General features: G+C 28.9%; 19 protein-coding genes. 11 read left to right on the forward strand and 8 right to left on the reverse strand.

Annotated elements, in window-relative coordinates:
• Window positions 1-38: 38 nt before the first annotated feature.
• The 4 genes from H9I45_RS10190 to H9I45_RS10205 all read right to left on the reverse strand — a co-directional run bounded on the left by H9I45_RS10190 (window position 39) and on the right by H9I45_RS10205 (window position 4,374).
• Complete coding sequence (locus H9I45_RS10190; protein WP_088352396.1) at window positions 39-788, reverse strand: LytR/AlgR family response regulator transcription factor; 750 nt, start codon at window positions 786-788, stop codon at window positions 39-41.
• A gap of 1 nt (window position 789) precedes the next feature.
• Window positions 790-2,643 carry a tetratricopeptide repeat-containing sensor histidine kinase gene (locus H9I45_RS10195; RefSeq protein ID WP_176397506.1) on the reverse strand — a complete coding sequence of 618 codons (1,854 nt, stop codon included), beginning with the start codon at window positions 2,641-2,643 and terminating at the stop codon, window positions 790-792.
• Between the two features lie 221 nt (window positions 2,644-2,864).
• Window positions 2,865-3,224, reverse strand: a complete 360-nt coding sequence (locus H9I45_RS10200) for a YraN family protein (RefSeq protein WP_088352824.1) — start codon at window positions 3,222-3,224, stop codon at window positions 2,865-2,867.
• 196 nt (window positions 3,225-3,420) lie between these two features.
• Complete coding sequence (locus tag H9I45_RS10205; protein WP_088352398.1) at window positions 3,421-4,374, reverse strand: S66 peptidase family protein; 954 nt, start codon at window positions 4,372-4,374, stop codon at window positions 3,421-3,423.
• Window positions 4,375-4,546: 172 nt separating this feature from the next.
• Between H9I45_RS10205 and metG the strand changes: the two genes are divergently transcribed.
• From metG to H9I45_RS10225, 4 genes are all read left to right on the forward strand, one after another.
• Complete coding sequence (metG, locus tag H9I45_RS10210) at window positions 4,547-6,601, forward strand: methionine--tRNA ligase (protein ID WP_088352399.1); 2,055 nt, start codon at window positions 4,547-4,549, stop codon at window positions 6,599-6,601.
• Window positions 6,601-7,503 (forward strand): histone deacetylase family protein, encoded by a 903-nt coding sequence (locus tag H9I45_RS10215; protein ID WP_088352400.1) that lies wholly within the window; start codon window positions 6,601-6,603, stop codon window positions 7,501-7,503. The genes metG and H9I45_RS10215 overlap by 1 nt, the downstream gene beginning before the upstream one ends.
• A 76-nt stretch (window positions 7,504-7,579) precedes the next feature.
• A complete protein-coding gene (locus H9I45_RS10220; RefSeq protein WP_317043363.1) occupies window positions 7,580-8,041 on the forward strand; it encodes a lipocalin family protein in 462 nt (153 codons plus the stop codon).
• 5 nt (window positions 8,042-8,046) lie between these two features.
• Entirely contained in the window at window positions 8,047-8,754 is a 708-nt protein-coding gene (locus H9I45_RS10225) for a YiaD family glycine zipper/OmpA-like lipoprotein (protein ID WP_088352402.1), read from the forward strand.
• Between the two features lie 69 nt (window positions 8,755-8,823).
• Here H9I45_RS10225 and H9I45_RS10230 read toward each other — a convergent pair whose 3' ends face one another.
• Window positions 8,824-10,002 carry a DUF3095 domain-containing protein gene (locus tag H9I45_RS10230; protein WP_088352403.1) on the reverse strand — a complete coding sequence of 393 codons (1,179 nt, stop codon included), beginning with the start codon at window positions 10,000-10,002 and terminating at the stop codon, window positions 8,824-8,826.
• A gap of 97 nt (window positions 10,003-10,099) precedes the next feature.
• Here H9I45_RS10230 and H9I45_RS10235 point away from each other — a divergent pair, with 97 nt between their 5' ends.
• The 5 genes from H9I45_RS10235 to H9I45_RS10255 all read left to right on the forward strand — a co-directional run bounded on the left by H9I45_RS10235 (window position 10,100) and on the right by H9I45_RS10255 (window position 13,776).
• On the forward strand, window positions 10,100-10,666 hold the full coding sequence (locus tag H9I45_RS10235) for a helix-turn-helix domain-containing protein (RefSeq protein WP_088352404.1): 567 nt from the start codon (window positions 10,100-10,102) through the stop codon (window positions 10,664-10,666).
• Between the two features lie 3 nt (window positions 10,667-10,669).
• Window positions 10,670-11,116: a response regulator gene (locus H9I45_RS10240; RefSeq protein ID WP_088352405.1), complete on the forward strand. Its 447-nt coding sequence runs from the start codon at window positions 10,670-10,672 to the stop codon at window positions 11,114-11,116.
• Window position 11,117: 1 nt separating this feature from the next.
• Window positions 11,118-12,902 carry a CHASE3 domain-containing protein gene (locus H9I45_RS10245; protein ID WP_228454855.1) on the forward strand — a complete coding sequence of 595 codons (1,785 nt, stop codon included), beginning with the start codon at window positions 11,118-11,120 and terminating at the stop codon, window positions 12,900-12,902.
• 141 nt (window positions 12,903-13,043) lie between these two features.
• Window positions 13,044-13,616: a hypothetical protein gene (locus tag H9I45_RS10250; protein WP_088352407.1), complete on the forward strand. Its 573-nt coding sequence runs from the start codon at window positions 13,044-13,046 to the stop codon at window positions 13,614-13,616.
• A 7-nt stretch (window positions 13,617-13,623) separates the two neighbouring features.
• On the forward strand, window positions 13,624-13,776 hold the full coding sequence (locus tag H9I45_RS10255) for a lmo0937 family membrane protein (RefSeq protein WP_140422714.1): 153 nt from the start codon (window positions 13,624-13,626) through the stop codon (window positions 13,774-13,776).
• Between the two features lie 173 nt (window positions 13,777-13,949).
• On the opposite strand, the gene H9I45_RS10260 is transcribed toward H9I45_RS10255, so the two are convergent.
• Window positions 13,950-14,258 carry a hypothetical protein gene (locus H9I45_RS10260; protein ID WP_088352408.1) on the reverse strand — a complete coding sequence of 103 codons (309 nt, stop codon included), beginning with the start codon at window positions 14,256-14,258 and terminating at the stop codon, window positions 13,950-13,952.
• Between the two features lie 335 nt (window positions 14,259-14,593).
• On the opposite strand from H9I45_RS10260, the gene H9I45_RS10265 reads away from it, so the two are divergent.
• A complete protein-coding gene (locus H9I45_RS10265; protein ID WP_088352409.1) occupies window positions 14,594-15,610 on the forward strand; it encodes a helix-turn-helix domain-containing protein in 1,017 nt (338 codons plus the stop codon).
• A gap of 174 nt (window positions 15,611-15,784) precedes the next feature.
• On the opposite strand, the gene H9I45_RS10270 is transcribed toward H9I45_RS10265, so the two are convergent.
• Both H9I45_RS10270 and H9I45_RS10275 read right to left on the reverse strand, forming a co-directional pair.
• The gene (locus H9I45_RS10270; protein ID WP_088352410.1) at window positions 15,785-17,938 is read right to left on the reverse strand and encodes a xanthine dehydrogenase family protein molybdopterin-binding subunit; all 2,154 of its coding nucleotides are present in this window, start codon (window positions 17,936-17,938) and stop codon (window positions 15,785-15,787) included.
• 1 nt (window position 17,939) lies between these two features.
• Complete coding sequence (locus tag H9I45_RS10275; RefSeq protein ID WP_088352411.1) at window positions 17,940-18,398, reverse strand: (2Fe-2S)-binding protein; 459 nt, start codon at window positions 18,396-18,398, stop codon at window positions 17,940-17,942.
• A 148-nt stretch (window positions 18,399-18,546) separates the two neighbouring features.
• Here H9I45_RS10275 and H9I45_RS10280 point away from each other — a divergent pair, with 148 nt between their 5' ends.
• The gene (locus tag H9I45_RS10280) at window positions 18,547-19,923 is read left to right on the forward strand and encodes a DUF1800 domain-containing protein (RefSeq protein ID WP_088352412.1); all 1,377 of its coding nucleotides are present in this window, start codon (window positions 18,547-18,549) and stop codon (window positions 19,921-19,923) included.
• The last annotated feature ends 9 nt before the right edge of the window (window positions 19,924-19,932 follow it).

Below are 19,932 nucleotides of genomic sequence, written 5' to 3' on the forward strand. Positions count from 1 at the left end.
ACAAATTTCTGAAACCAAGGTTTCAACTTCTGAACCGATTATATATTTTGCACAATAGTTAAAAATTCTTCTTTTTTATCATTAGAAATAGAAACTGTTTTATCATTTTCCATAACAATATAACCTCCATCTTTTTTAATATAGTCTTTAATAAATGATAAATTTATAAGATGAGATCTGTGAGGTTTGTAAAAATATTTTATTTTTTGAAGAGACTCTACAAAGAACTTTAAAGGTTTACTTACTAAAATAGTTCCGTTATTAACAGTTGCAACTTTTGTGTACATGCCATCTGCTTCTAACATAATAATTTCGTTGAAGTTTACAAATTTTATACCATCTGCATTTGGCAAACCTATCTTTTTAAAGTTAGATTCTTGTAAGCTCTTTTTTAATTCTGTAAGTCTTTTATTTATTTGAGAATTTCCTATAAAACCAATTGCTTTTTCTACAGCTTCTTTAATTTTATTAGGACTTACTGGTTTTAATAAATAATCTATTGCAGATAATTGAAAAGCTTGTATAGCATATTCACTGTAGGCTGTAGTAAAAATTATTTCGAAGTTATGCACCTCTTTTTCAATAAAATTTAAAATTTCTAAACCAGAATGTTCTGGCATTTCAATATCTAAAAAAACAATAGCTGGTTGCTCTTTTTTTATTAACTCTACACCAGAAAGTAAATCTTCTGCTTCAAAAATTTTGGTAATTTTTGGGCAGTTCTCTTCAATAAGAATATTTAAAACTCTTCTTGCTTTTTTTTCATCATCAATAATTAATGCTTTCATTTTATGTTAGAATCGGTATTTTTAAAATTACTTTAGTTCCTGTTGCTGTATTGTTTTCTTTTAAATCTAAAATAGTTACACCTATCTTTTTCTCACGTCCATAGTTTAATAAATCTAAACGTTCTGTTGTTGCTTTTAAGGCAAATGATTTGTGTTGTTGTTCTCTTTTCTGATTAATAGATTTAGATTTCTCTCTACCAATTCCATTATCTTCTATGATACATTCTATTATTTTATCAGAATATTTTGAAATTGAAATTGTTAAAACTCTGTTCTCTTTTTTATGTAGCAAACCATGTTTTAATGCGTTTTCTACATAGGGCTGAATTAACATTGTTGGTATTTTAATGGTTTCTGAATTTGCTTTTTCATCCACCTGAAATGTATACGTTAACTGTTCTTCGAAACGTAGTTTTTCGAGTTCTAAATATAAGTTTAAGTTGTGTACTTCTTCTGGAATTGTAATATAACCTGTGTCGCTAAAATGTAAGTAATTACGAATTAAATCTGCAAATTTTGCTAAATAATCACTAGCTAAATTTTTCTGATTTAACACAATATATTCTTGAATAGAGTTTAAAGCGTTAAAAATAAAATGCGGATTCATTTGTGCTTTTAAGGCTTTTAATTCAGAATCTTTATATTGTTTTTCTATTGCCAATCTCTTTTGTGTTTCTTTTAATTCTATGCTAATTAATTCTGCTCGTTTTTTTGCTTTTAATCGACTAAAATAAAACAAAGAAGCTAGTAAAATTAGTCCTCCAATAATAAGAGATCCTAAAAATAAGTTTCTGTTTTTTTGACTTTCTAATTGGGTTATTGCAACTTGTTTTTCTGCTACTTCTTTTTCACGTTTTGTTTTTTCAGTTTCATATTTAACTTCTAAATCAGAAAAAGTTTTTAATTTTTCAATGCCAATTAAAGAATCTTTTAAAACCATTTCTTTTTTGTAATATTCTAAAGATTTCTTGAAGTTATTACTCTCTTGGTAAAGTTCAGATAAACCTTGATAACTTTTTTGAAGTGTAGCTATATCGCCTGATTTTTCGATAAAATTATTTGAGCTTAAAAAATACTTTTCAGCATCTTTTAATCTTCCTTGATCTTTTAAAGAATAGGCAATATTTTGGTAAGTTTCTTGTATTCCTAAACTATCATTAAGTTGTTTTCTAATTTCTAATGATTTATTAAAATACTTAAAAGATTCTTTATAATTCTTATTTTTAGAATAAGCAGTACCTAAACTTAAATAAATCTTTGCCAAGCTTCTGGGCCTTTTATTTAATTTTTCTGCATCTAATCCATATAGAATTGACTTATTAAAATCACCTTGTTTCCATTTAGATATAGATAAATTAAGACTAATATCACCCAATAAAGTTTTGTTCTTTTTTGCCAATGAGTCATTATAGATAGATTCCCAATAAAAATCTGCTTTTTCACTATTGTCCATTTTACTATAAAGAACAGCAATGTTAGATTTTATTTGAAGTGCTTGCATCTTTTTCTGATCTCCTTGTGTTTCTAAAAATGAAGCAACATCATTATAATATTTAATTGCGTTTACATAATCTCCTCTCATTTGATAAATTGCAGCCATAGAACTTTTAGAAATACATATTCCCATTTTATGGTCTATTTCTTCAAAAGCACGCATTGCTTTTTTACTTTGCTGCATTGCAGAATCTAATTGATTCGTTTTAGTGTAATACACCGCTAATTCCCTTATAGCAACTGCATTTTTTTCTTTATCATTAATTTTCTCACTATGTTTTAACGCTTTTTTTATAAAGTGCAAATGAACAACTGGATTTCCTCTTCTATAATATTTAGTCATTTCAGTTAGTTTAGCCATTATAAGGCTATCACTTTTTATAGAAGATAATACGTTTTGTAAACTATCAATTTCTTTTTGCTGTGCAAAAGAATTTTGACAAAAAACCGAGATGAGAAAAACAAAAACAACCTTTTTCATATTATAAAATAAGTATTGCAAAAATGATTAAAACAGACATATTTTGCTGTTACAACTTTCTAAAAGTACGTTTTTAGTTTCTAAAAGAAAAAAAGTGTTTCCTAAAAATAAAGAAATGCATCTTCTAAATGCTCCAGTTTAGTTCCTTTTTTATTGATTAAAATTGCAATAATATCAAACCGAACTTCTACATCTAAATCCTTCTCAACCACATAATAATCAATTGCAGATACTAATAATTTTATTTTTTTGGGTGTAATAAAATCTTGCGGATCTCCAAAATAATCGGAACTTCTGGCTTTTACTTCAACACAAACTAAAAAATCTCCTTTTCGAGCAATAATATCTACTTCTGCTTTTAAATAACGATAGTTTTTTTCGAGAATTTTATAGTCGTTTTTTAATAGAAATTCTACCGCTAATTTTTCTCCTTCTTTACCAAGTTCGTTGTGTTCTGCCATTTTGTTAGTCGTCAATCTTCAGTTGGCAGTGAGCAGTCAAAAATTTTGTAGATTTAAAATTTGTGCTTTTAATTACCAAAGTGTTAATTTACAGATTATTATTTAATTTTGAAGGAATTAAAACATAGTCAAGTTAATTTTGCCACGAATTCTACAGATTAATTCGTGAAATTTTTTTCAAAATAAAAACGCTAATCTAATCCGTAAATTTTACTGAATACTGTTCACTGCCAACTGCCAACTGTACATTTCTTCCAAAAATCAACGCTCTATTATCGGCTTCATGTCCTGCAGGAAAATCGAATAAAACAGGAATATCTTCTGGAACAACATCTAAAATTAATTGCTCAATAGAACTTCCCCATTTTGTGGAATTCTTTTTTATTAAAGACATATTACCAACAATTACAGCATTTACTTTTGTAAAATATCCAGCTCTTTTTAAACTCTGTAACATTCTATCAATGGAATATTTGTATTCGCCAATTTCTTCAATAAATAGAATTTTATTATCAGTATTCAATTGGCTTTTAGAACCTAACATCGATGTTAAAATGGCAATATTTCCTCCAACAAGTTCTCCTTCAATAATTTTTAATGAATTTGTTCTATTGTATTTTGATGATGTAATTTTATAAGAAATTTCTTCTCCAAAAAGCACTTTTTTAAAACTTGCAATTGTCTGCATAATTTCTACTGGCTTTTGCTCTAAACTTGTTGCCATCATTCCATGAATTGTTTCTACGCCTAAATTATTTATGTGATTGTGAAACGCAGTAATATCCGAATATCCAATTACCCATTTTGGCTGTTTTTTAAACTTCGTAAAATCTAACATATCTAAAATTCTAACAGAACCATAACCACCTCTTGCAGCCCAAATTGCTTTAATATTCGGGTTGTCTAAAGCTTGCTGAAAATCTTCACAACGTTCGCTATCTGTTCCAGCAAAATGATTATTCTGATTGAACATATTCTTCCCTAAAACCACTTTTAAGCCCCAACTTTCTGCTAATTTCTTGGCTTTTGTAATGGTTGCTTGTCTGTTTTTTAGAATTCCTGCAGGTGCAACAATTGCAATTGTATCTCCCACTTTTAAATAAGGTGGAGTTATTAATTTTTCTTGTGCATTTATTGATGAAAAAATCATCATAAAAAATGCTGTAAATACTATAAACTTCTTCAAAATTTGTATTGTTTCTTGGTTCTAAAAATCAAAATATCTTCTTAATGTAAATGTATCTATTTTCAATGACTTTTAAAACTCGGTTTTTTGTACTTTTGCACTTCAAAAATTAGTCCAAAATTAATATACAGAACACATGAGTGCTCCAAAAAGATATACAATTACAGCTGCTTTACCTTACACAAATGGTCCTATTCATATTGGGCATTTGGCAGGTGTTTACGTTCCTGCAGATATTTATGCGCGTTATTTACGTTTAATAGGTAAAGATGTTGCCTATATTTCTGGTTCAGATGAACATGGTGCTGCAATACCAATGAGAGCAAAGAAAGAAGGTGTTTCTCCACAAGTTATTATCGATAAATATCATGGAATTATCAAGCAATCTTTCATAGATTTCGGAATTTCTTTCGATAATTACTCAAGAACTTCGTCTAAAATTCATCATGAAACTGCTTCAGAATTTTTCATCAAAATGTATAATGATGGTGAGTTTATTGAAGAAGTGTCTGAACAATTATATGATGCAAAAGCAAACCAATTTTTAGCTGATAGATTTGTTGTTGGAACTTGCCCAAAATGTGGTTTCGAAGAAAGTTATGGAGACCAATGTGAAAACTGTGGAACTTCGCATAACGCAACAGATTTAATCAACCCAAAATCGGCAATTACTGGAAATGTACCAACAGTAAAAGAAACAAAACACTGGTTTTTACCTTTAGATAAGCACGAAGATTTTTTACGTGAATGGGTTTTAGAAGGGCATAAAAAAGACTGGAAACCAAATGTTTACGGACAAGTAAAATCTTGGGTAGAAGATGGTTTAAGACCAAGAGCTGTAACCAGAGATTTAGATTGGGGAATTCCTGTTCCTGTAAAAGGTGGCGAAGGAAAAGTATTATATGTTTGGTTTGATGCACCAATTGGCTACATTTCATCCACCAAAGAATGGGCTGCAAGAGAAGGGAAAAACTGGGAAGATTATTGGAAAAAAGACGATACCAAATTGGTTCATTTTATTGGGAAAGACAATATTGTTTTTCACTGTATTATTTTTCCAAGTATGTTAAAAGCACATGGAGATTATATTTTACCCGATAATGTGCCTGCCAATGAATTTTTAAATTTAGAAGGAAATAAATTATCAACTTCTAAAAATTGGGCAGTTTGGTTGCACGAATATTTGGAGGAATTTCCAAATCAGCAAGATGTTTTGCGTTATACGTTAACTGCAAATGCTCCCGAAAGTAAAGACAACGATTTTACTTGGAAAGATTTTCAAGCAAAAAATAATAACGAATTGGTGGCCATTTTTGGTAACTTTATCAATAGAGTTGTGGTTTTAACGAATAAATATTACCAAGGAATTATTCCTGCTCCAAACGATTTTTCTGAAATTGATGAAGACGTTTTAGCAGCTGTTAAAGAGTTTCCAATTTCAATAGGAAAATCTATAGAAAGATATCGTTTTAGAGAAGCTTCTCAAGAATTAATGAGTTTAGCAAGACTTGGTAACAAGTATTTAGCAGATGAAGAACCTTGGAAAGTAATAAAATTAGATGAAGAACGTGTAAAAACAATTATGTATGTTGCATTGCAAATTTCTGCAGCTTTAGCAGTTTTATCTGAACCTTTTTTGCCTTTTACTTCAACTAAATTAAAATCAATTTTAAATATTGATAAAACCCTTTCTTGGGAAAATGTAATAGAGAAAGATATTTTAATTTCTGATGGTCATCAAATTAACAAAGCAGAGTTATTATTCTCTAAAATTGAAGACAAAACCATCGAAGAACAGCTACAAAAATTGATTGCAACTAAAAAAGCAAACGAACAAGATAAAAAAACGATTGTTCCACAAAAAGATACGATTGATTTTGAAGATTTTACAAAATTAGATATTAGAATAGGAACCATTTTAGAAGCAGAAAAAGTACCAAAGACAAAAAAACTTTTAAAATTAAAGGTTGATGTTGGTATTGATACTAGAACAATCGTTTCAGGTATTGCAGAGAGTTTTTCACCTGAAAATATCATTGGTCAGCAGGTTTCTGTGTTGGTAAATTTGGCTCCAAGAAAAATTAAAGGTGTAGAAAGCCAAGGAATGATTTTAATGACAGATACTCCAGATGGAAAATTGGCTTTTGTAGAACCAGAACAACAAGTTAAAAACGGACAAGAGGTTAGTTAATGCTAAAAATAGCATATCATCCAATATACAAACACGAATTACCAGAAGGTCATCGTTTTCCAATGGAAAAATATGACCTTTTACCACAACAATTAATTTACGAAGGAACTTGTGTAGAAGAAAACTTCTTCGAACCTGAAATTCCGAATAACAAACATTTTTTTTCAGTTCACGACCCAGAATATTTCTTTGATTTATTAAATATGCAGCTTTCACAAAAAGTGGCAAGAAAAATAGGTTTTCCTGTTTCAGAAGTACTAATAGAAAGAGAAATGATTATTGCAGATGGAACCATGAAAGCGTCTGAATTTGCAATTAAAAATGGAATTGCAATGAATATTGCTGGGGGAACGCATCATGCATTTTCGAATCGTGGAGAAGCTTTTTGTATGTTAAATGACCAAGCAATTGGAGCAAAATATCTTCAGAATAAAGGATTGGCTAAAAAGATTTTAATTGTAGATTTAGATGTGCATCAAGGAAATGGAACTGCAGAAATCTTTCGGAATGACAAATCTGTCTTTACATTTTCTATGCATGGAAAAAGCAATTATCCTTTTATTAAAGAAAAAAGCGATTTAGACATTCCTTTAGAAAATGATACTGAAGATTACGAATATTTATCAATCTTAAAAAACACACTTCCCAAACTCATTAATATAGAAAAACCCGATTTTATTTACTATTTGTGTGGTGTAGATGTTCTTAAAACAGATAAACTGGGTAAACTTGGACTTACTATTGAAGGTTGCAAAGAACGAGACAGATTTGTATTAGAAACCTGCTTCAACAATGCAATTCCTGTGATGTGTTCTATGGGTGGAGGCTACTCTAAAGATATTAACATTATTGTAAATGCACACGCAAATACCTTTAGATTAGCCCAAGAGATATATTTTTAAATGCATCCACTTTTTTTGCTTTTGAGTTACATTTATAAGGAATTCCGTCGTTTCTTTGTAGCAACCAAAAAAAATAATGATGAAAAAATTAATGATTTTTATATTTGCACTAACACTTTTTTCTTGTGGTGCATCTAAAACTGTAAGATCCAAAGAGAAAACTATAAAAGGAAATTGGGTTCTCAATAAAATTACTTACAGTAAGACAGGCGACTATAATGTAACCTTATTTAACGACGCTTCTAAAGAATGTTTAGAAGGTAGTACTTGGAAATTTGTGCCAAATAATAATTCTGGAGTTTACACAGTAAGTAACCAAGATTGTAGATCTGGAGAAAGAGAATTCGCTTTTGTAATTCAAGAAATTAACGAAGTTTCTGGTTATTACGATTTCTTATTAAAGCCAAAAGATAACGAAAACAATATTGGTTTTAGAGTAGAATTAGCTCAATTATCTGAAGATTTTATGACTTGGCAACAGAATTTAACCATAAATGGTACTCCTTTTATTATTAACATGAACTTTACTAAACAATAAATATTATGAAAAAATTAATCAAAAAAATATCGGTTTTTACGTTAGCAGTTACACTAACACTAGGTTTTTCTAGTTGTGAAGCTACTAAAAACGCAAATAACAAACAAAAAGGTGGTGTAATTGGTGCTGGAGCAGGAGCCATTATTGGTGCTATTATTGGAAACAATGTTGGAAGTGGAAAAAACGGAAAACTTGGAGCTGTAATTGGTGGTGTAATTGGTGGTGGAGCTGGAGTTTTAATAGGTAAGAAAATGGACGACCAAGCAAAAAGAATTGAAACAGAAGTTCCTGGAGCTAAAGTAGAAAGAGTAGATAATGGTATTGTTGTTACTTTTGATGAGAATAGTGGAGTTTACTTCGATACAAACAAATCTAACATAAACACAAAATCTCAGGCAACATTAGACAGACTTGCGAATGTATTTTCTGAATTTCCTGATACAAACATTTTAGTTGTTGGACATACAGATAGTAGTGGAAAAGCAGCTTATAATATGACTTTGTCCGAAAAAAGAGCAAAATCTGTAACAAACTTTTTAGTAAATAAAGGTTTAGCTAACAGTCGTTTTAATACACTTTGGTATGGAGAAGACCAACCAAAATACGACAATACAACTGCAGAAGGAAGAGCAAAAAACAGAAGAGTTAACGTAGCAATTGTACCAAATGATAAAATGATTGAAGACGTTAAAAAAGAAACCGGAGAAAACTAGAAATTAGATATATTCCTATAAAAAAAGTCGCTTTTCAGCGACTTTTTTTATGCTTAATAATTTAAAATTTTACTGCCAAAAATACTCTTTATAGTTATTTAGTTTTCTTTTTAATTCTCCTGCTGCACTTGTATAACCACCTTCTGTTCCATCTACAAAATGAATGTGTTTTTCGTCTCTATCTTCAATATAACAAGACATTATAGAGGCATAAGTAGCATGCATTCCATAAATAATTTTCCTATCCGACTCTAAAGAATCTAACAATAATTTTAACTTTCCAATTTGTTTATCTGTTCCAGAAAAAACAGTATTTATAGAACCATCTAACATAATTGTGTCCGATAATTGCGAAACTTTAAATAAATACTCCTTTCCTTCTTTGAAGAACTTAAAATAAAATTTCCCTAGTTTGGTAATTAACCAATTCTTAATTAAATATTTTCTATCGAATTTTCCCAAACGAGCATACATCTCTCTTTTTATTTTGCTATAAGAAGTATTCAATTCTAATTTAATGGTGGTAATTGGTGTGCGTTCGCTTAATTCTCCAAAAATGTAATCTACTTCGTCCATTATTTGTGTAAATATTTCGGCTTGTTTCGATTCATTTTTACACATTACCAACAAACAAATTACTTTTTTTTCTTCGTCTTTTGGTTCTATTTCATCCCACCTACATTCCATTCCTTCTAAGTCTATAGAAATGTCTGTTTCTTTACTATCTAAAGTATCTACAAAATTATCTTTTATAGATTTTTCTGCAAATTTTAATCCATTACCAATTACAACTGGTGTAATTAAAAAATTATTAAGCTTTAACTTCGCAATTCTAAGTGTAGCTCCGCTTTTATAAACATCGCTCACCTCCATTTTACCAACTCGCAAAATAAGATCGAAATTCTTTTTTACGTGTTTACTATAGTTTTCTAAAGCAGTAAAAACTTCTTGAAACAACTCACTAGGAACAATAAAAGTTGCACCATCTCCACCAAAAAAATAAGGTATTGATACGTTTTTATTAAGAGTTTTAATTTTATTTAAAACAGTAATAATACTTCCTGTCGCAACTAAATTAACATCGTTATGTAATCCCATATTAATTGCTGATGTAGAGTCTAAAATATCGGTTACAATTACAAACCAATTACTTGGAACAGTATTAAAGAAATTTTCGTTCTTTAATAGCTCTCTTAATGCAATTTGATGATGATTTAAATTCTTATAAAAACCTTTATTATCTAACATAAATTTTTTGGAAAAAAGCGCTACTATTTCTTTTTGTAAATGTATGTATTATTTATTATGTAATAATCTATTATCTTAGCATAGTAATTCCCCATATATGAAAGTATTTATAAAATTCGATTTTACCTCCATTTGTAATAAAGTTCTTAACGACAAACTACAAGAACTAAATATCAAATACAAAACATTAAGTTTTGGAGAAATCGAGTTTTTAGAGAAAGTTTCCAAAGAGCAATTAAATACTCTAAATACCTCTTTAGAAGAATATGGAAGCGAAATTGTTGAGAACCAAAAAAGTATTTTAGTTCAAAAAATTAAAGACACAATTACAGATATGGTTTTTAATGAAGATAGTAATATAAACGTAAAAAGTTCTGTTTATTTATCCGAAAAATTAGAACATAGTTATGGGTATTTATCTAACCTATTTTCGGAGGTTACTTTTACATCCATAGAAAACTTTATTATTCTTCAAAAAATAGAATATACCAAACAATTAATAACAAAAAACGAACTAAAACTTACTGATATCGCTTACAAATTAAACTATTCTAGTGTGGCTCATTTAAGCACACAATTTAAAAATACAACAGGTATTACACCTTCTGCATTCCAGAGAATTATTACCAAAAGAAGAGAATTAACCAATAAATTAAAAAACTAATTTATGCAAGAAGATCACGTTTTTATTGTTTTGGCAGATGATGATGAGGATGACAGATTGTTTTTCGAAGAAGCTTTCGAAGAACTAAAAATAAACACAAAGGTTGCAACTTATAACGATGGTGTAGAACTAATGAATTATTTAAGTAGCGAAACAGATTCTTTACCAAATATTCTTTTTTTAGATTTAAACATGCCAAAAAAATCTGGGCTAGAATGTTTGCTGGAAATTAAAAACAACGAACGTTTTAAAGACATTGCAATTGCTATTTATTCTACTTCTGCATCCGAAGAAGATATAGAAAACACCTTTGTAATGGGTGCAAATATTTACATTAAAAAGCCAGATGATTTTAAAAAATTGAAAAAAATATTGTCGAATGTTGTTACTATAAATTGGCAATATCATACGAGTGGATTAAATAAAGATAACTTTTTATTACGTTTATAAAGTGAAAAGAACAATTTTAAAATCGGAACGTTTTCTAAAGTCTATTTTTGGTCTTAGTCTTTTTGCAATACTTTGTATGGGTGGTTTTGCCTACCAACACACTCAAAAACTAGTAATGTCTTTTGAGATGGTACAACATACTTACGAAGTTAATGTAGAATTAGAACAAATTCTTTCTTATTTAAAAGATGCAGAAACAGGGCAAAGAGGCTTTCTTATTACAAAAGACACTGTTTTTTTAGAGCCTTATTATTCTAGTAGAGAGAATTCTAATAATAGTTTTGCCAGATTAAAAGAGCTAACAATAAATGATGAAATACAACAAAGTAATCTAAAAAATCTAAGTATTTTAATTGGTGATAATCTAAGTATTTTCGATAAAAGTTTAAAATATGCTAATAAAAACGGTACAAATACTAAAGGTTTCTATGCTCTATTAAATGAAGGTAAAGAAACGATGGATAATATTCGAGTATTAATTAATGAAATGATTACCCATCAAAACGAACTTCTTGAAATTAGAAAAAAACTAAGTGACCAAAGTTTAACAAATACACCTTTAGTTATTTATTCTGTTTTAATAATTACGTTATTGCTTCTATTACTTACTTATTCTAAAATTAATAAGGATTTAAAAGTTCTTAAAAAGAAAAATATCCAATTAGAAATTTTTAAAGAATCTACAAATCAATCGGAAATTGTAAATAAGCATGGAAATTGGACGTTTTTTATCAATGAAAATAGATTCGAATATTCAGACAATTTATACCGTCTTTTAGGAGAACAACCACAATCTTTTCCTTCTACAATAGAAAATTTTTTAGAATTTGTACATCCAGAAGATGTAGATCAGTTGCAAGAAGACGTAGATAAAATGATGAAAGAAGAAAACCTTCCTTTTATCTTTTACAGAGTTGTGCAAAAAAACGGAAATATTCGTCATTTTAAAGCTTATGGAAAAATAATTGTAAACAACGATAATCAAAAAAGATTGTTAGGAACAACCACAGATATTACAGATGAAGTAGAAAGCTACAAATTGTTAGAAGAAAGAAATCTTGAGCTAGAGCAAAATAATAAAGAATTATCTTCTTTTAACCATGTAGCCAGTCACGATTTGCAAGAACCTTTGCGAAAAATACAAACATTTATCTCTAGATTAGAAGACAAAGAAGTAGATAATTTATCTGAAAAAGGAATTTTATACTTAAACAGAATAAAAACTGCAGCATCGAGAATGCGTTTGTTAATAGACGATTTATTGCAATTTTCTAGAACAAATAAATCGGAAGAAGTTTTGGAGGTTACCAATATGAATCTTATTTTAGAAAATGCAAAGCAAGAATTGGCAGAAACTATTTCAGAAAAAGAAGCAAAATTTACAGCAGATGCAATTCCTGTAATGGAAGTTATTCCTTTTCAAATTCAGCAATTATTTATAAACTTAATTGGTAATTCTCTTAAATATAGTAAAGAAGGTATAAACCCTATTATTTCTATTTCGCATTCTATTGTAAAAGCAGACGATAATTTAAATTTAAAAAAACCAAAATTTAGCAATTATCATAAATTAACTTTTACAGATAATGGAATTGGTTTCGACCAAGAATATGCAGAGAAAATTTTTGTGCTATTTAGCAGATTACACAACAAAAACCAATATTCTGGAACAGGAATAGGACTTTCTATTTGTAAAAAAATTGTAGACAATCACCAAGGTTATATCTTCGCAAAAGGCGAGCTTGATAAGGGTGCAAGTTTCGAAGTTTTTCTTCCTTTAAAATAAGTTTTTATTTTTTAACACGATTTTTCCTCTATTTCTATAGTTAAAGCAGAAATTAATGGTAATTCTATAAGTTCTATAACTAATTATATAACACTAAAGCATTATTATTTTACATCTTTGTACGACAAAACAAAGCATAAAATGAATTTCAACAAAAAAATACTAATTAGCTCTCTTCTTGGTGTTTTTATACTTGCATCAAGTTCTTTTTTAGTAATTTCTTGCGATACAAACAATAATGGTAAAACTGAAGAGGACAATAATGCTAATAAAGAAGCAAAAATTAATAAAAGCCAAAAAGAGGCAAAATTATTAGTTATGGCTTCCGAAAATTATATAGACTTAATTAACTATAGCAATTACGTTAAAGATAAAGATTCCGTAAGCGAAAACACAAAAGCTTTCTTAGAGTCTTTTGAAGCAAATACAACAGAACGTTTAACGAATTTAAAGGAACTCTCTAAATATGAATTAGTTCTAGTACCAAGCAGTACAAATACTTCTTTTTTTGATCATAAAAACCCAGACGAAAAAGAATTAAATCAAAATATATATTTAGAAAAATTATATGAAATGGTTAATAACCAAATTAATTTAATGAATACACTTTCGGAAGAATCAAAGAAAATTTCCATTAGTATTTTAGCTAGTGAAGCAGAAGATTTCTTAATAGAGCACAATAAAAATATAAAAAGTATAATCGATAAAAGTTAAATAAATTATGAAAACTTTATTATACACAATTACTATTCTTGTAATAATAATTTGGGCCTTAGGCTTCTTTGTATATGCAGTTGGGTCTTTACTAATTCATTTATTATTAATACTATCTGTAGTTCTTGCGATTGCAGGTTATAAAATTAAAAATTCTTAAAACTTTAATTAACCAATACTTCTTGGTGCTGACAAAAAAAATAGAATAAAAAGTAGCGTAGATTTTAAAAAACCTACGCTACTTTTTGCTTTTTATAACTTTATAAAAAATATACCTCAAAAAAAAACCACCTTTAAAAGATGGTTTTTTTTGCATAATAATATGTTTTAAATTTATTTATCAACTTTTTTTAAATTTACTATTTTTTTGTCTTTATAATTAATATTGAATTTTTTTCCAACATAATCTCCAGCAACCAAATCGTATTTTTTCTTCACTTCTAAATTCATATCTTCAAATTGAAGTGCATTTCTTTCTGAGTCTGTAAAAAAATAATAGTTCCCTTCTGCTCCATCGAAAGTTGCAGTAATTTCTTTTTCAATATTTAATCTATCAATTTTACTTAATGTAGAAGAATTTGTTTTTACACCTGCATTAAAAACAACTGAAAGAAACATATATATAGGAATCAAATTTTTCATAACTATTAAATTTTATAATTATTTTTTTGTTAATGTAAATTTAAAATCAAATTAAACAATAAATGTTATACAATTTCTTTAAAATCTTATATAATTTCTAATTAGATTATAGTTTTTAAATAAAAATAATTATTAAACACCTGTAAAACAGTCTATTAAAACTAAATTAACGTTAGTTTTATAATAAAAAATGAAATCTTGTAACAAAAAAAAAAAATTGTGTAACAAAAAAAGTCAAATACGGTTGTTTCTTTGTAGTATCATTTTAAACAAGTGTTAAACAAAATTAATCTGATAAAAACAAAAATTATATTAACCTATAAAACCAACCAATTATGATTACTGTAAATTCTAAATTAAACGGCTTAAATTTATTCTTTAATAAATTACAAAAAGAAATTGGGGGCACATTAAATACTGTTGCAGGAGAAAACATACTTACTGTAAATAACAAAGTAGGTAATGGTACTATTCGTTCTATTAGTTTAGAAGATGGTATTAGTTTATTAGAGTTTAATATAAATGCTAAAAAAGATTTACAAATTAGTATAGACTCTAATGCTGGTTCGCACATTAATTTTGTGTACTGTTCTAAAGGAAAAGTATCTCATTCTTTTGATAAAAAAGAAAGTGTAAATACAATTGAAACTTTTCAAACAAGTATTATTTCGAACGTAGTTTCGCAAAAAAATACTATTAATTTGTTTGAAGGAGTAGAAACAAATACAACCATAATTTCTGTAAATACAGCAGTAAAAAAAGGAAATGTTTCTTCTATTAATGCGACTTTAAAAGACGCTTTTATTACAAATAAAACAGAAGATTACATTTATTTAGGTTCTTACAACTTAAAAATTGCAGAAAATATTAAACAATTAAGAGCAATTGATAATGAAGGTATCGTAAAAGCTTTATTAACAAAAGGAATTGTAAACTTAATTTTAGCTTTAGAAATTGAGCAACATAAAAAAGATTTAACAAACCCAGAAATTACATCTTCTTCGTTAACAAAAAGCGAAATGGAGTTGATAAAAGAATTAACGGATTACGTTAACAACTATCCAGATATGGACCATAGAGTAAACGTTTTAACTCGTAAAATCGGTTTAACTGCTGCAAAAGTGCAGGAAGGTTTTAAATTAATGCATGGCTTAACAGTTTGTGAATATGTAAGAACTGTACGTTTAAAAAGATCGGAAGAGTTAATTGTAAATACAGATTTAAGTATTTCTGAAATCGTGTATAGTTTAGGTTTTTCTAGTCGTAGTTATTTTTCTAAAAAGTTTAGAGAAATGTTTAACTGTTCTCCAAGTAACTATAAAAAGAAAAATAGGTTAGCTGTATCAGCATAATATATATCTAATGATCTTTCATTAGCCACTATCGTGTAAAGACACAAATAAAATTTGAAAAAGAAAAAAAAAGTTGACGTTGAAAAAGAAAGTTGAAAAAGAAAAATGAAAACAAAAATCTCAAGATGTATATCTTGAGATTTTTTTATTTATAACCGTTTTTAAAGATAAAAATTATCCCAAAATATTACTTTTCTTCAACTCATTTACAAAAGGCTGACTGTACATTCTCTTCCCTAAAGCTGCATTAATTGCATTTGCAACTGCACCTCCAGCAGGTGGTAAACCTGGTTCTCCTAAACCTGTTGGCGATAAATTATTTTCCACAAAATGTACATCCACTTTTGGAGTTTCACCCATTCTAATTAATCTATATGTATCGAAGTTTTTATACTCTGGTTTTCCGTCTTTAAAAGAAAAATCGGAATACATTGCATGTCCAATGCCATCAATTACACCACCTTCTACTTGGTTTCTTGCTCCTGTTGGGTTTACAACAACACCACAATCTACAGCAACTGTTACTTTTTTAATTACAGGAATTCCGTCTTTTAATTCTATTTCTGCAACTTCTGCAACATGAGTATTATGGCTGTAATAAGCTGCAAAACCTTGGTATGTTCCTTCGGAATTTTTACCCCAATTCGATTTCTCTCTTACCAATTTAATCGTGTCTTCCATTCTTTGTCCAGAATACTCGATTCTTTTATCGTCCGTATTTTTTACATTTTGAAGCAAATCTAAACGCAATTGAATCGCATCTACATTTAATTCTGTTGCTAATTCGTCAAAGAAACTTTGTTCTGCAAATGCCAAAAAGTTGGTGTAAGGTGCTCTCCAAGCTCCAGTGGTAATGTTACTTTTATAATTGCCAGTTTCCACTTTATAATTTGGAATACAACCAGCAGGAAAAAAGTTAGGAATTAAACCATACATATTGCCATTTACAGCTGCTTCTTTTAAGTGATATCCTGTAACTTTTCCGTCTTTTAAAGCCGCTTTTATTCTGTACTTTATTGCAGGTCTGTAGGTTCCTGCAGTCATATCATCTTCTCTTGAAAAGACTACTTTTATTGGTTTTTTTGCCAAATTAGAAATTTCTGCAGCTTCCAAAGCAAAATCTCCATACAATCTTCTACCAAAACCACCACCCATTCTTGTCATTTCTAAATGGATTTCGTCCACTTTTCTTTCCAACAATTTTGCGACTCTATTTGCAGTCCATTGTGGGGTTTGAATTGGCCCCACTAAATGAATTTTATCTGCAGTTACATCTGCATAAAAATTCATAGGTTCCATACAATTGTGTGGCAAAAATGGCGAATTATAGGTTCTTTCAATTACTTTATCTGCAGTTGAAAATGCCTTTTTTACATTTCCATCTTCTCTTCGAACTTCAAATTCTTTTCCGTTTAAAATTTTGTTTAAAATTTTATCGTGTTTTTCTGTACTTTCTGCTTTCGAATCTGTTTTCCAAGTCGCAGAAAGTGCTTTTTTTCCTTTCAATGCTGCCCAAGTAGAATTTGCCAAAACTGCAATTTTGTCACCGAAATTAATAACATCCGAAACTCCATTTACGGCTTTTGCTTTTGCATCATCAAAAGCATCTAATTTTTGTCCAAAAGCTGGTGGTCTTAAAACAGATGCATATACCATTCCTTCAGCTTTATAATCCAAGCCAAAAAGCGATTCTCCTGTAATAATTTTATCAATATCTACATTTACAATTTCTTGTCCGATAATTGTAAAATCTTTCGCTTCTTTTAATTCTACTTTTCCTGGAACTTCTAATAAAGCAGCTTCTTTTACAACATCTCCATAACCTAATTTCTCTCCTTTTTCATTGTTAATTATTCCTTTTGAAGCTTTTAAGGTAGAGGCATCTACATTCCATTTTGCAGCTGCTGCATTTACTAGCATTTGTTTTGCAGTTGCTCCAGTTTGTCTTAAAGGTTCCCAACTAAAACGTAAAGATTGGCTTCCTCCTGCAACTTGTCTTGTATAATTATTCGTGTCTAAAATTCCTTGAGAAACCGTTACATTTTTCCATTCTACATCTAATTCTTCTGCAATAATCATGGGCATAGACGTTTTTACTCCTTGCCCTATTTCTGGATTTGGAGAAAAAATAGTCACATAACCTTCATCAGAAATTTTTATAAATGCATTAAAATCGTTGAAGTTTAAACTGGCAATATCCACAGGCATTTCTGCCTCTTTTTTACACGCTGTTAATAGATTAAAACCAATTAATAATCCACCACTTGCCAAAACTGATGTTTTTAAAAAACCTCTTCTGCTAAAATTATCTTTTTTATGTAGTTTCATTTTATAGGTTTTTAGATGCTAATTTTACTGCTTTTTCAATTCTGTTGTAAGAAGCGCATCTGCAAATATTTCCATGCATTGCTTCTCTAATTTCTTCATCAGAAGGACTCTTATTTTCCGCTAAAAATGCGGAAGCTGTCATAATTTGTCCTGCTTGGCAATACCCACATTGTGGCACATCTAGTTCTTTCCAAGCTTCTTGTACTGGATGTTTTCCATCTTTAGATAAACCTTCTATCGTTGTAATTTTTACATCATTTAAAATAGAAACCTGCATTTGGCAACTTCTGGTGGCAACACCATCTATATGCACTGTACAAGCGCCACATTGTGCAATTCCACAACCAAATTTTGTACCTACTAAATCGAGTTCATCTCTTAAAACCCATAATAAAGGTGTGTCTTCATCAACAGAAACAGCTCTGTCTTTTCCGTTAATATTTAATGTGTAGTTAGGCATAAGTAGGTGTTTTAAAAATTACTTTGGGAAGTTACAAAATTTTAAACTTCAATTATTTAAATGCTGAAAAGATTTGGATTCCTTTTATCATTTTAACAAAAAAACCAATATAAATTAAACTATATTTAGTTTTTGAAGTCTAAACATCATGAAATCAACACACATACAGCATTTATATAATAGAATTGGTTTTGGAATCACGCCAAAGGAAATTACGCGTTTATCAAAAAAAAATAAACAAGATATTGTTGATGAAATTTTTTCTACTTCAGAAAAAATAACTCCTTTAAAAATTGATACTTCTTTTTTAGAAGATGTTAAACCGAAAGATTTAAAAGACCGAGATAAAAAGCGAGAACTTCAAAAAATAAATAGAAAAAAAGTAAATGATTTTTCTGTTGCTTGGTTTGAAAGAATTCTAAATCCGAAAGAAATCTTTAGAGAAAAAATGACCTTGTTTTGGGCGAATCATTTTGTATGTGAGAGCAGAAATAACATTCGTTTCATTGAAAATTATAACAACGTTTTACGAGAAAATGCGTTCGGAAATTTTGGCGATTTCACAAAAAAAGTTTCTAAAGAATCGGCTATGTTAGGTTATTTAAATAACAAACAAAATCGCAAGAAAAGCCCAAATGAGAATTTCGCCAGAGAATTAATGGAGCTTTTTACATTAGGACAAGGAAATTATACTGAAACCGATATTAAAGAATCTGCAAGAGCTTTTACGGGTTATAACCATAATTTTTATGGGAAATTTGTGATGAAAAATAAACATCATGATGAAAATGAAAAAACGTTTTTTGGAAAAACTGGCAATTTTTCTGGAGACGATATTATTGATATCATTCTCGAAGAAAAACAATGTGCACGATTTATTTCAGAAAAAATATATACCTATTTTGTTAATGAAAACATTAACAAAAAACATATAGAGGAAATGGTTTCGGTTTTTTATAAAGATTATAATATCGAGAAATTAATGCGTTTTATACTCCTTTCTAATTGGTTTTATGAGAATGTAAATATTGGAACAAAAATAAAATCGCCTTTAGAATTTTTAGCAGGAATCCATACAATTGTTCCTTTTAATTTCGAAAGACCAAAGCAAATTCTATTAATTCAAAAACTTTTAGGACAAGTTTTAATGCGACCACCAAATGTGGCTGGTTGGCAAATTGGTAAAAATTGGATCGATTCTAATACCATGGTTCGTCGTTTGCGTTTGCCTTCCATTTTATTGAATAGTGCAGAAATCACGTATTCAGATACTGGAGATGAAGAAACAATGGTTAGCGATTTAAAATCGAAAAAACTCAAAAGAAAAGCGTTTATAAAAACGAAAGTAGACTGGAATTCGTTTGAGAAAAATTATAAAACAACATCTAATAAAGAATTGATTTCTTTATTGCTAACTAATAAAATACTTCCAGGAACAAGAGAATTATTACTAGAAAATTCTAACATTCCAAAAAAAGATTTTTGTATTCAGTTAATGTCAATTCCAGAATATCAACTTTGTTAAACCTAAGAA

It is taken from the genome of Polaribacter haliotis (genome assembly GCF_014784055.1).
GTDB classification, from domain to species: Bacteria; Bacteroidota; Bacteroidia; order Flavobacteriales; family Flavobacteriaceae; genus Polaribacter; species Polaribacter haliotis.